The sequence below is a fragment of the Bradyrhizobium sp. genome (assembly GCF_049581145.1).
In the GTDB taxonomy this organism is placed as follows: Bacteria; Pseudomonadota; Alphaproteobacteria; order Rhizobiales; family Xanthobacteraceae; genus Bradyrhizobium.
Genome location: NZ_JBAURI010000032.1, coordinates 1 through 11,666, shown reverse-complemented (window position 1 = coordinate 11,666; position 11,666 = coordinate 1). Strand labels below are relative to the sequence as shown.

Sequence of the window (11,666 nt, the reverse complement as noted above, 5' to 3'; positions counted from 1 at the left end):
TGATACAACGGCACGACGGGGCGACGATGTCGCTGACCAATGGCTGTGTCTGCTGCAGCATCGGCTCGGGCTTTTTCGATACCCTGGGAAAGGTACTCGACTGCGACGACAGGTTCGAGCGGATCGTGATCGAGGCCAGCGGCGTCGGTGACCCCTGGCGCATCGCCGAGATCGCCCTGGTCGAGCCCGAGCTTCGGCTGGATGGCGTGATCGTGCTGGCGGATGCGACGCGGATCGCCGGGCTGATCGATGATCGGCGGGTCGGCGATACCGTGCGGAGCCAGTTTGCAAAGTCCGATCTGGTTCTCCTGAGCAAGGGCGACCTCGCCAGTGAAGAGGATCTGGATCGCGCCCGCAATGCGGTCCGTTCGTTGAGGGCCGACGTTCGCATCGAGGTTCTGTCGCCCGATAAGTGGTTCGATCCCTGCACGGCCCAAGGAAAGCATTCGCGCTTCCAGGCGGTCGACGCCGATGCGGCGAGTTCCGATCATGAGGAGAGTTTCAGGCGCTGGACCTATCGGCGGGACGGCGCATTCGATCGGGGACGGCTGGCGGCCGCGATGGCCACGCTCCCGCCGCAGCTGTTGCGCCTGAAGGGCGCATGCCGCGTGGCCGGCGAAGGCGCCCCGCTGGTTCTGCAGATGGTTTCCAAAGACTGGTCGCTGTCAAATGCTGACGGTGAGATCGACCCGCGAGGGATTGCGCTCGTGGGAATCGGCACGGCCGATCTTCCGGGTGACGGAGACCTGGACGCGATCCTCGACACCGCGCTTGCGTGACCGCCGGTCCGGCGGCGGCGAGTGAACTTGTTCACCAGGGCACCGCCGAAGTGGCGGCCCATCGATAGCAGTTGCAAAGACAGGGATGTAGCCATGTCGATCAAAAACTATCTCTTGCTTGGTGTCCTGGGCCTGGGAGCGGTCTTCGCGGGTTCAGTGCGCTCCAAATGCGCAGTCGGCACCCGGAAACACCGTGGTGAGTCAACAAGCAGAGCGAGTACTATACGCTCGAGAAATTCGACAAGTTCTTCCTCCCGGGCCGGCCCAAGCTCGACAAGATCGTGGTACGCTTCGTCTCCGACCCGAGCGCCGCCCTGGTTTCGATGGAAAGGGGCGATGCCAATATTCTTCCCAGCCAAAGTGACGCGGCGTCGGCATCTGACGTCATCGCCGTCTGCAAGAGGGCGCCTCCAGCAAGCAAAAGCACTGTAAGCGCGAAGATACCTCTTCGATCCGGCACAAGATTTCCGGGCCGCAGCATCGGCAGCAGCATCGAACCAGCGATCGCCGCGAGCGAAAGCGCATAGCTTGCCTTCATCGCGAACGGGCCGCCATGGGCGATACCGACAAGGCCGGGCTGGACGCCATAGATCACGACCACGACGGTGAGCGAGACCGCTGCACCGAGGCTCAGGCCAAGGAGCAGGTCGTTTCGTGTCTTGCCCGGTTGAACCGGCGTAAGTTCACCGGCGAGCAACCGGATGAGGTCCGAACTCTTCACGTTGATCAACTTTCAAATCGGCAGGGTCGCGAAAGCGAGAGAAGCAGCACCTTCCCGCTATCCGCGCGCATGAGCGGAAGGTTACAAGATATCGGTGGCAAATACGCGGAGCATTGGTGGATGCCTGGTCTCGGACGATTTCGAGCGCACAGTAGGGCGGTCTCCCGCTCCCGCACTCGATCATTGCCGGCACGCTCCTGCCATCTGCCTGACTCCCGCTCCAGCAGGCTATGGTCGCTCACGCCTTTTCGAGCTTCGTCAACATCCTGGCGCGGACGGATATCGACCTTCCGGTTGCGCGCGCTTCCGAAGCTGCATGAAGATCGCCGCTCCGCCGGCCGCGCCCATTACCGGCGGGGTGTCGAGGCTGAAGCAGTGCTTCGCCAGCCACAGAGCCCGGATTCCAATAGACCGGTCGGGTCTCGTCGCTCAGATCACACCGCGGGCCACCCCCGGTTTGAGCGACCTCGGTCATTGGCGGAATGAGCGGAGAGTTTTTGAACGATCGTTCTTGAATCATCGAGAGCTGTCGCGAGATAATATCCAAGAGTATACAACAGCTTCGGCGCCCCGATGCGTCGTGAAAAAAGCGAAATCACGGAAGAGTGAGGCCCAGTCGCGTAACGCAACGCGCGTAAACCGCGAAGTGCCCAGTGTGTACCGGTAGCGGTGCGCTGACCAATCCAAATGGAGAGAATTAGATGTCTGTTAGATCCACCGTGAGTGCGTTCGTACTCGCCGGCGCCGTCACCACGGCCCTTGCATCGATGGCTGCCGCGGCACCGCTGACCGACGCAGAGGGCAAAGCGGCGGTCGCTGCCGGCAAGGAAAAGTGTTTCGGCGTGGCGCTGAAGGGGCAGAACGACTGTGCCGCCGGTCCCGGGACGACCTGCCAGGGTACGTCGACGACGGACTTCCAGGGCAATTCCTGGAAGTTCGTGCAGCACGGGACCTGCACCAGCATCAAGGTGCCGGGTGGCAAAACCGGTTCTTTGACGGCCCAGACTTAGAGCGACGAGACCAGCGGAAGGCGGAGACGTTGGATGAGCGAAGTGAGAGAACTTCCGGGATCACCCGCACCAAGGCGTCTCCGTTTTCCCGCACACGAGATAGCCGGTCTGGCCGGCACAAGCTTCAAGCATGAGCATCTGCCGGCAATTCTGCAAGATAGAGCGCAGGACGGCTTCTTCGAAGTCCATGCCGAGAACTATATGGGAGCCGGCGGCCGGCCGCATCATGCGCTTGAGCAAATCCGCCGGGACTATCCCGTCTCATTGCATGGCGTCGCGATGTCGATCGGTGGTCCGCAACCCCTCGACCGCAATCATATCGAGCGCTTCCGCGTGCTTGTCGAACGCTATGAGCCGGCACTCGTTTCCGAGCACCTGGCCTGGTCGACCCATCAGACCACGTATTTCAATGATCTGCTGCCGTTGCCGTACACCGAAGCGACGTTGAGGCGGGTTAGCGAACACATCGATGAAGTACAGCAGGCCGTCCGCCGGCCGATCCTGCTCGAAAACCCCTCCACCTATGTCGCCTTCCAGGAATCGACGATGAGCGAGACGGATTTCATTCGTGGAATCGTTCAGCGCACCGGTTGTGGACTGCTCCTCGATATCAACAACGTCTTCGTTTCCGCGACCAATCATGGCTATTCGGCGCTCGGCTATCTCTCGCATTTTCCGATCGAGCGTGTCGGCGAGATTCACCTGGCCGGACACACCCAGCAGGTCGATGACGAGGGCGATCCTCTGCTGATCGATAGCCACGACGGACCGGTCGCCGACGCGGTATGGAAGCTGTTCGAAATCGTGATCAACCGGAGCGGTCCGATTCCGACGCTGGTGGAATGGGACAGCAGCATCCCCGACTGGCCGGTCCTCAAAGCCGAAGCAAGGGCCGCGCAGGAACTGCTGGACCGTCACGCAACACCTTTCAGCTCTGGGAAAGTCCATGCGCATCGTTGAACCAGTGGGCCGGCACGATCGCGGACGCCAGTCGTTCACGGGGACATTTTCGCCGGCGCTGCTCGACCCCCAGAGCGCGACCCCGGCGGTGGTTAGCGGCCCGAATGGAAAGGCGGCGAGCAAACGTTATAACGTCTATCGCAACAACGTCACCGTCAGCCTCATCGACGCGCTCGCGGCGATTTTTCCGGCCACCCAACGGATCACGGGTGTGGAATTTTTCCGCGCGATGGCCCGCTTCCATGTGCGTGCCACCCCGCCGACCTCGCCTTTGCTGTTCGAGTATGGCCGGGATTTCCCGGGGTTCATCGAACGGTATGAGTACGCGCAATCCCTGCCATGGCTGGCCGACGTCGCCCGGATCGAGCGTGCTTGGCTCGACGCCTATCACGCTGCGGACATGGAGATATTGGAGCCACAGGACCTGATCTCCGTTCCGCCCGAACGCCTACCGGATGTCCGTTTCATTCCGCATCCAGCGGTCAGAATCGTGAGTTCCGAATTTCCGGCTGTCTCGATCTTCGCGGCCAACCGAAGCGGCGGCCCGATGGATCCGATCGAAGCGGATGGAGCCGAAGACGCCTTGATAACCCGGCCCGGGCTTGAGGTTGTTGTCCGGCACCTTCCTCCGGGCGGCGCGAGGTTTCTGACGCATCTCGTTTCGGGCGAGACACTTGGTCAGGCCGCCGCGGCGGCGTTTGAGACGAGTAAATCATTCGATCTTCCCGCCAATATTGCGGGGATGACCGAGGCCGGAACGTTCATGGCAATCGATAGCGGAGATCCTCGATGACGACCACCGACCAATTTGGATCGAGCAGCGGCGTGGCACGCCAGATCGGCATGCTCGCGGACGGGCTCATCGGCATCGTTCGTGCTGTCGCGCAACCATCACTGGTTCAACTCGTGATGCGCGTTGCTCTCTCGGTGCCGTTCTGGCGTTCAGGCATCAACAAATGGGACGGCTTTCTGCACCTCAAAGATACCACCGTGCTGCTGTTCAGCGAGGAATTCATGCTGCATCTGCCCGGCGGTCCTTATCATTACCCGGTTCCCGCCGTCTTTGCGTTCATCTCCGGCTGCGGCGAGATTCTGTTTCCAACCCTGCTTATCCTGGGCTTCGCCACGCGCTTTGCCGCAACGGGGCTGCTGTTCATGACATGCATTGTCGAACTCACCGTTCCCGACGGCTGGCCGATCCATATCACCTGGGCTGCGATGGCGCTCGGCATCATGGCGTGGGGACCAGGTCGGCTTTCGCTCGACCATGGAATTCAGCACGCATTGGGATTGCCAAAGGACGCTTACTGAAAAGGCAGATCGACCAAAATCTTGGTTGAACGCGCTTGTTGCGACCCATGCTTTCCCCGAATTGCAGGAGATTGTAAGTGAGCTTGAATCAGGACCTCCAGCCGGATCGTCCGCCGGAACGTAAGTTGCCCGGCCAGGTTGTGTTGGTGTTTCAGGGCGGCGGAGCGCTTGGATCTTACCAGGCGGGTGTTTATCAGGCGTTGCACGAAGCGTCGATCGAGCCGGACTGGATTATCGGGACTTCAATTGGTGCGATCAATGCGAGCCTGATCGCGGGCAACCGGCGCGAAGATCGAATTCCGAAGCTCAAGGAATTCTGGAAACGGGTGGAATCGCCTCCGGTACTGGATTTTGGCGGCGCGTCGGCCGGTTTTTCTCACGCGTCTGCCAACTGGTCGACCTACGTCGGCGGCATTCCCGCGTTCTTCAAACCGAATGTTCTGGCCCATTTGGGAATGAACGTTCCGATCGGTTCGGACCGGGCCGGGTACTATTCGATCATGCCTCTTGAGAAGACGCTGTTAGAGCTTGTCGATTTCGAGCGGATCAATCGTGATGGACCGAGGTTTACGGTTGGGGCCGCTCATGTGCGGACCAGCGAGATGCGCTATTTTGATAGCAGGATGACTGACATTTCGGTGAAGCACATTCTTGCGTCGGGTGCCTTGCCGCCGGCGTTTCCCGCGGTCCGTATCGATGGTGAGTTGTATTGGGACGGCGGCATTCTTTCGAATACTCCAACCGAGATCGTATTCGACGACAATCCCCGCAGGGACGCATTGATCTTTGCCGTGCATATGTGGAACCCGGCTGGCCCCGAGCCGGAATCGATAGGAGAAGTCCTTCATCGGTACAAGGACATCCAATACTCAAGTCGTATTTCGAGCCACGTCGTTCGGCAAAAGCAGACCCATCGCATGCGTCATGTGATCAGCCAGCTTGCCGCAAGGCTTTCCGAGCATGAGCGGAACACCGACTCCGTAAAGGAACTCGCTTCCTACGGATGCACGACACGGATGCATGTCGTTCAGTTGCTCGCGCCGCGGCTCAACCATGACAACCACACCAAGGACATCGATTTTAGCCGGTCCGGCATAAGACATCGCTGGGAGGCTGGCTTCGAGCACACGAAGCATATGTTGGAAAAGAAGCCGTGGGAGGGAGAATTCGATCCTCTCGAAGGTGTCATTCTGCACCAGCGGACGATGGATTGAAGCTAGCCGCGCGTCCGAGATTTGACGGGGCGGCGAATGCCGGTACTGCGCTGTTCCCGCTTCCCGTCGAGGAGCGCGAATACCGGGCGTGTCATGCCCTCCAGTAGCTCGCGGTCGGGCCGTGCGCGTGCAAGAACGCGGATTCCGAGCAATAGACCAAGGAGAAGCCTGGCAAGATCCTCGGCGGACTGTGATTTCCCGATCGTCCCGTCGCGCTGACCGGCGACGGTGCAGCGCAGGAAGAAGGATTCCACGTCGTTCAGAAACATGGCGACGATCTGCTGGAAATCCCGATCTTCCGGAACGTTTTCGAGCGTCGAGTTGACGAGCATGCAGCCGCGGCGCCGCTTGTCGGTGAGTGATCGCTCGATGATTTCCCGAAGAAAGGCCGCGATCGCATCGTGGGGCGGAAGGGTCCGCTCCAGCCGACGGATTCTTTCGCGGAACGTCTGTTCGAGATAGCGATTGAGCGAGCTTCGATAAAGGGTACGCTTGTCGCCGAACGCGTTGTAGAGGCTGGCGCCCGCGATACCCATCTCTTCGGCCAGGTCGCGGACCGAGGTCGCCTCGTAGCCGCGAAGCCAGAACTGCTGGATCGCAGCGTCGAGCACGGCGGCTTCATCGAATTCACGCGGCCTCGCCATCGGTTCCGACGTCCTTGGTTTGCCTTCAACAGGGTGGCAGAAGTTTAGATAGGCAATATCAATCCAATATCACCCCGGACCACCTGTTTGGGAAGGCGTTATTCAAGTCGGCACCGCCAAGGCAGCGCGCGAACGATTGCAGCTTTCTGAAGTCGCAAGGCTTGAAAGACAGGCAATTCCTTGTCTATTGTAGAGCATACGATCTATAAGAATGCCAGGTTGTGCCATCAGGTGGCGCCGGTCGGGGCAGGGCGAACAAAACCAAAAAAGCGTTCCCGGAGGGAAAGTGGCCATCCAAACCGACAATTCGCTTCCAGCCTCCATTCGCGACAAATGGCCATACGCCCCACGGTTTGCAGACGTCAACGGCTGGCGCATGCATTACATCGACGAGGGAAAAGGCGACCCCGTGGTACTTCTGCACGGAAATCCCACCTGGGGCTTCCTCTACCGGGATGTTATCGGCCCGCTGGTTGCCTCGGGCCGGCGCGTCATCGTTCCCGACATGATCGGGTTTGGCCTTTCCGAAAAGCCGACGCGCGAGCAGGCCCATACCCTCGACGGCCACACGGCCAATCTCACCGCTCTCATGAGACAACTGGACCTGACCGGAATTGCGCTCATCTGCCACGATTGGGGTGGCCCCACCGGCTTGTCGTTCGCGGTGAGCAACCCAAAACGCATTCGCGCGCTCACGGTCATGAGCACATGGGCGTGGCCGTTGCCGCCGGCCGAATTTCACACACGTATCTTCCCTTGGCGCATGATGCACGCGCCGCTGGTCGGGCCCTATCTTTTGGGTCGCCACAAGGCGCTCGCGGGGCGCGGCGTCTACCTCTCCGTCGTTGACCGGGAGAAGTTCGCTGCGACGGCCCAGGCGGCCTATGAGGCGGTTTTGCCGGATCCAGCCACACGACTGCTCACCTGGGTCTGGCCGCGCTGGATCCCGCTTGATCGGGAAGCGCGTGCGTTCGAACGGTTCGAATGGCTGGAGCGGGAGCTATCTCGGTCAAAGTTTCCCACCATGATCATCTGGGGACGCGAGGATGAAGTATTCGACGCCGCGACCTTCTCCTGCCGGTTCAAGCAGATGATGCCGCATGCCGAAGGCCCGTACATGGTGACGGGTCGTCATTTCCTCCAGGAGGACTCTGGCGCCGAGATCGCTCGCCTGATTGCAGGTTTTCTGGATCGGCTCGATCGGACGGAGATCAGCCGATGAGCGACGTTGAGGTTATTGGCAAACCGGATCTCTCGGGTAAGCGATTTGCGTTCGCCCTCGCCGAGGATCGCGTCGGGCACTATCCGGAGTTTCGGGCATTCTTCGCGCGCACATTCGATCTGGACCGCAAGGGACTAAGTGAGCCGGGATTCGTTCGGGCGCCTTCCGGGCTTCCCTACGCGCTCGTCTTCATCGGTCGCAGCGGTGAGCCGTTTCCGTCGGGGGTGGAAATCAATGCCGTCGTCGACTCGCTCGAGCCGATCGAGGACGACGTGCTGGACCGCGATCTCTGGGCCATCCTGCGATGGATGATCGTGGGTGTCGGTGGTTCCTGGACCGCCGAGGATTTGGACCGGACCGGAAAACTGTATCGCGTGCCAGCCGCGGCCGGCTAGGTAATCATCGTCGTCCTGGCGTCGCCGACGACCGGCCAAAAAGGGAATTTCGCCTTCTTCGACGATACTGGCGCTGCAGCGCCCCACTGGACAATCGATCCCTCCCGGTACTGCAGACGTCGTATGTCAAGAAACATACTTGAGGAAATCTAGAACGAATGATCTAAAACACAGTGGTGGATCCGTGAAGCTGCTGGTGACCGATGATTTTGACCGCGATGGAAGTGGCAAGCGGGAGAACGCCCGCTCACAAACTGAGAAGGGTCATCTACAGCTTTGCGTGTGCCGGCTTGTCGGTCGCGATCTTTTCCGCATGGTTCGTAGTTACGCGCCTTGGCTTTCGAATCGCGCAGTTTCTTCCCTCGGTCCGAAGGCCGCGGCAGCGATTATCGCACTCGTTCCTGTGGGCGCCGCGGTGTTCGGGATCCCGGTCCTCGACGAATTGCCGTCTTCATTTTCGTCCGTCGCCATCGCGGTCATCGCGGCGGCCGTGATGCTTGCCGCGAGATCTGGCCAATCACTGAGCACAAAGGGAGAAAACGCATGATCCGTTTCTATTTCCACCCGACACCCAACCCGGCAAAGGTTGCCCTGATGCTGGAGGAGACCGGCTTGCCGTACGAATTGTTCCCTGTCGACACCAGCAAGGGCGAGCAGCATACGCAGGCGTTTCGGACCATCAACCCCAACGGCAAGGTACCCGCAATCGTCGACACCGAAGGTCCGGGCGGCAAGGACGCGAGGGTCTTCGATTCCAGTGCCATTCTGCTTTACCTCGGCGACAAGACGGGTCGGCTGATCGGCACAGCTGCCGATAGACCCGAACTCCTGTCGTGGTTGTTCTTCATCGCAAGCGGTCTCGGACCGTTTTCCGGTCAGGCCGTGCACTTTCAGCACGCGGCTCCCGAAAAGCTGCCCTATGCCGTCAATCGCTACCGCCGCGAGGTGGAGCGTCATTACGAAGTTCTCGACGCCGATCTGAAGGGACGCGAATTCATCGTCGGAAATGAATTCACCATAGCTGACATCTCGGCTTGGGGATGGCTCGACCGGGCGGGGCGCGTTCTTCCGGGCGAGACCAGCGCGCTGGCGGCGTTCCCGAATCTCGAACGTTGGTTTCGCGCTGTCGACTCGCGTCCGGCGGTCGCGAAGGCCCGCGCCGTTGGCAAGGGGCACGCCTTCAAGAAGGAAATGGACGAGGAAACGAAGCGTTCGCTGTTTCCCTCGAACTACCCGAGGACCGCAAGCTGACCGCCGATCCTGACCGCCCGCGATCGAACACCAGAGAAATGAGCGCACGATGAATCTGAACGGAAAACGAGTCCTCGTCACCGGCGGATCGAGCGGAATCGGTCTGGCGATCGCCGAGGCCATGTTGGCCAAGGGTGCCCGCGTCGTCGTTACGGGGCGCCGTCCCGATGCCTTGAAGGTTGCGATCGATGCCCTTCGCAAGGGTAGTCGTTTTGTCGAAGGGGTCGCGGCCGACGTCAGCACCGATAACGGTAGGGCGGTGACCCTCGCTTTTGCACTCCGGAAACTCGGGGGCCTTGATGTGCTGGTCAACAACGCCGGTGGCGTCAGGGCAGGAAGGTTGGAGGATACGACCGAAGACGAAATCCGCACCATGATCGAGGTCGATCTGGTGGCACCGATCATGCTGACGCGTGCCGCGCTGCCGGCGCTACGCGAGAGCACGAACGGTCTCGTAGTCAACATCACCTCGGGCATCGCGCTCGTCGCGGCGCCATTCTACGCCACCTACGCCGGCGTCAAAGGGGGGCTGGCCAAATTCGGCGAGTCGCTGCGCCGCGAGCTGAAGGGCGAGGGCGTGCATGTGATGACGGTCTACCCCGGCGCCACCGATACGCCCATGATGCAGACGTCGAAAGCCGGCCCCGAACTGGGCTTTACCCGCGAGCCCGCCGCGGCGGTGGCCGACGCCGTCATCGTGGGGATCGGTGAAGACGCTTTCGAGGTTATCCGTGGCGGCGAGGCTCGTGCCAAGATGATCGCCTTGAACCGTGATGATCCGGCGGCGCTCGACAATCGCTTCTCTGACCTCAAGCCGGCTCTCGCGGAAGCGGTGAGAAACCACTCGGCACTCTGATGCTCCGCATCTGGGGAAGAACGAATTCGATCAACGTCCAGAAAGTGCTGTGGTGCTGCCACGAGCTCGGTCTCGACTACGATCGGATCGACGCCGGTTTGCACTTCGGGGTGACTGACACGCCGGACTATTTGGCGATCAACCCGAACCGGCTCGTTCCGACCATCGAGGACGGCGAGATCAGGCTGTGGGAATCAAACGTTATCGTCCGGTATTTGGCACACCAGTACGGTGCCGGCGGCCGTTGCCCCGCCAACATTGCGACGCGGTTTGACGCGGAGCGATGGATGGATTGGCAAGCGACCGCGTTCTGGCCGGCATTGCGGCCGTTGTTCATCGCCATGATCCGGACCGCAGCCAACGAGCGCGACGCCTCCGTGGTTTCTAGATCCGAGGCGCTGTCGCTTTCTGCGGTGCGGATACTGGATCATCGGCTGGAAGATCGCGCTTTTCTCGCCGGCGATGCCTTCACAATGGGCGATATACCTGTGGCGACGACGCTTCACCGGTGGTATTCGCTCGACATCGACCATCCGCAATTGCCGAATGTGCGGCGCTGGTACGACCTGATGCGTGCGCGCACGGCTTTCCAACAGATTGTCATGACCCCTCTCAGCTAGGCATGCCGAACGTCCGAAGAGGCGGCCGCGAGCGTATCCATTCGACGTCGCGGCGTAGACGTCGTTCAGTTCGGCTTCCAAAAGTCCCTCGGCGACGATTAGTGCGCGGACAACTGTATCCTCCCACGTCAGGACGCTGCGACGTGTGCGTCGCTACTCTCCGGTTCAGGCTGATGTGGACCTGGCGCCGCACAATTTACGACCGGCGCAAGTTCGCCGATTGCCATAGGCTTATCGAGGGTTCGCCAATCGAATCTGTCTGCTGCCTCCAAATAGGCTGCAAGAAGGCCGTGGCGCTTGCGCAGCGTCTCGATCACAGCTTTCAAATCGTCCCGTGTCCTCATGGCAAGATAATCCAACAACATAGTTAAGGACTTGTTGCGCATGGGCCAGGCACCGCATGGGCCACAAGAAATCAATCTGATGCTCCGTGCTGGTGGCATGGGTACGGCAGGTCTTCTGACCTATGCTTTTACTGAGGATTTCGGGACGCGATGAACCCTCGCGAGACATCCTCAGCATAGAGCGTCCCGTTCACAAGAAGCCACTGGCGCGTCTTTTCCTTAGTGCCACCAACGAGCCGACGGCCACGTCCGACCAAGCCGCCTGGTGCTGTTCTCGAACATGCGATCTGCGCTGCTGCCGGCCCCGCCGTCCCCCGTCGCAGCTGACTCTTAATCAGC

The 11,666-nt window shown here is 60.6% G+C and carries 15 protein-coding genes; 12 read left to right on the top strand and 3 right to left on the bottom strand.

Annotated features, from left to right (window positions below):
• On the top strand, positions 1–779 hold a 779-nt coding region (locus WCB02_RS01030), incomplete at its 5' end, for a CobW family GTP-binding protein (RefSeq protein ID WP_423955370.1).
• A 220-nt stretch (positions 780–999) separates the two neighbouring features.
• On the opposite strand, the gene WCB02_RS01025 is transcribed toward WCB02_RS01030, so the two are convergent.
• Complete coding sequence (locus WCB02_RS01025; protein WP_423955368.1) at positions 1,000–1,500, bottom strand: NrsF family protein; 501 nt, start codon at positions 1,498–1,500, stop codon at positions 1,000–1,002.
• Positions 1,501–2,201: 701 nt separating this feature from the next.
• On the opposite strand from WCB02_RS01025, the gene WCB02_RS01020 reads away from it, so the two are divergent.
• The 5 genes from WCB02_RS01020 (at position 2,202) to WCB02_RS01000 (ending at position 5,995) form a co-directional block, all read left to right on the top strand.
• Complete coding sequence (locus WCB02_RS01020; RefSeq protein ID WP_423955366.1) at positions 2,202–2,510, top strand: DUF2282 domain-containing protein; 309 nt, start codon at positions 2,202–2,204, stop codon at positions 2,508–2,510.
• 33 nt (positions 2,511–2,543) lie between these two features.
• Positions 2,544–3,470: a DUF692 domain-containing protein gene (locus tag WCB02_RS01015; protein ID WP_423955364.1), complete on the top strand. Its 927-nt coding sequence runs from the start codon at positions 2,544–2,546 to the stop codon at positions 3,468–3,470.
• A complete protein-coding gene (locus WCB02_RS01010) occupies positions 3,457–4,263 on the top strand; it encodes a DNA-binding domain-containing protein (RefSeq protein WP_423955362.1) in 807 nt (268 codons plus the stop codon). The genes WCB02_RS01015 and WCB02_RS01010 overlap by 14 nt, the downstream gene beginning before the upstream one ends.
• The gene (locus WCB02_RS01005) at positions 4,260–4,781 is read left to right on the top strand and encodes a DoxX family protein (RefSeq protein ID WP_423955360.1); all 522 of its coding nucleotides are present in this window, start codon (positions 4,260–4,262) and stop codon (positions 4,779–4,781) included. The genes WCB02_RS01010 and WCB02_RS01005 overlap by 4 nt, the downstream gene beginning before the upstream one ends.
• An 83-nt stretch (positions 4,782–4,864) precedes the next feature.
• Entirely contained in the window at positions 4,865–5,995 is a 1,131-nt protein-coding gene (locus WCB02_RS01000) for a patatin-like phospholipase family protein (RefSeq protein WP_423955373.1), read from the top strand.
• Positions 5,996–5,997: 2 nt separating this feature from the next.
• Here WCB02_RS01000 and WCB02_RS00995 read toward each other — a convergent pair whose 3' ends face one another.
• Complete coding sequence (locus tag WCB02_RS00995; RefSeq protein ID WP_423955358.1) at positions 5,998–6,606, bottom strand: TetR/AcrR family transcriptional regulator; 609 nt, start codon at positions 6,604–6,606, stop codon at positions 5,998–6,000.
• Positions 6,607–6,925: 319 nt separating this feature from the next.
• On the opposite strand from WCB02_RS00995, the gene WCB02_RS00990 reads away from it, so the two are divergent.
• The 6 genes from WCB02_RS00990 to WCB02_RS00965 all read left to right on the top strand — a co-directional run bounded on the left by WCB02_RS00990 (position 6,926) and on the right by WCB02_RS00965 (position 10,983).
• The gene (locus WCB02_RS00990) at positions 6,926–7,861 is read left to right on the top strand and encodes an alpha/beta fold hydrolase (protein WP_423955355.1); all 936 of its coding nucleotides are present in this window, start codon (positions 6,926–6,928) and stop codon (positions 7,859–7,861) included.
• Positions 7,858–8,256, top strand: coding sequence for a hypothetical protein (locus tag WCB02_RS00985; RefSeq protein ID WP_423955353.1), 399 nt, complete (start codon positions 7,858–7,860; stop codon positions 8,254–8,256). Before WCB02_RS00990 ends, WCB02_RS00985 begins: the two co-directional genes overlap by 4 nt.
• Positions 8,257–8,440: 184 nt before the next feature.
• Positions 8,441–8,803: a hypothetical protein gene (locus WCB02_RS00980; protein ID WP_423955351.1), complete on the top strand. Its 363-nt coding sequence runs from the start codon at positions 8,441–8,443 to the stop codon at positions 8,801–8,803.
• Positions 8,800–9,507 (top strand): glutathione S-transferase family protein, encoded by a 708-nt coding sequence (locus tag WCB02_RS00975; protein WP_423955349.1) that lies wholly within the window; start codon positions 8,800–8,802, stop codon positions 9,505–9,507. Before WCB02_RS00980 ends, WCB02_RS00975 begins: the two co-directional genes overlap by 4 nt.
• A 49-nt stretch (positions 9,508–9,556) precedes the next feature.
• A complete protein-coding gene (locus WCB02_RS00970) occupies positions 9,557–10,363 on the top strand; it encodes an SDR family NAD(P)-dependent oxidoreductase (RefSeq protein ID WP_423955347.1) in 807 nt (268 codons plus the stop codon).
• On the top strand, positions 10,363–10,983 hold the full coding sequence (locus WCB02_RS00965; protein ID WP_423955344.1) for a glutathione S-transferase family protein: 621 nt from the start codon (positions 10,363–10,365) through the stop codon (positions 10,981–10,983). The genes WCB02_RS00970 and WCB02_RS00965 overlap by 1 nt, the downstream gene beginning before the upstream one ends.
• Before the next feature lie 128 nt (positions 10,984–11,111).
• Here WCB02_RS00965 and WCB02_RS00960 read toward each other — a convergent pair whose 3' ends face one another.
• Positions 11,112–11,369, bottom strand: coding sequence for a hypothetical protein (locus WCB02_RS00960; RefSeq protein WP_423955341.1), 258 nt, complete (start codon positions 11,367–11,369; stop codon positions 11,112–11,114).
• Positions 11,370–11,666: the final 297 nt, after the last annotated feature.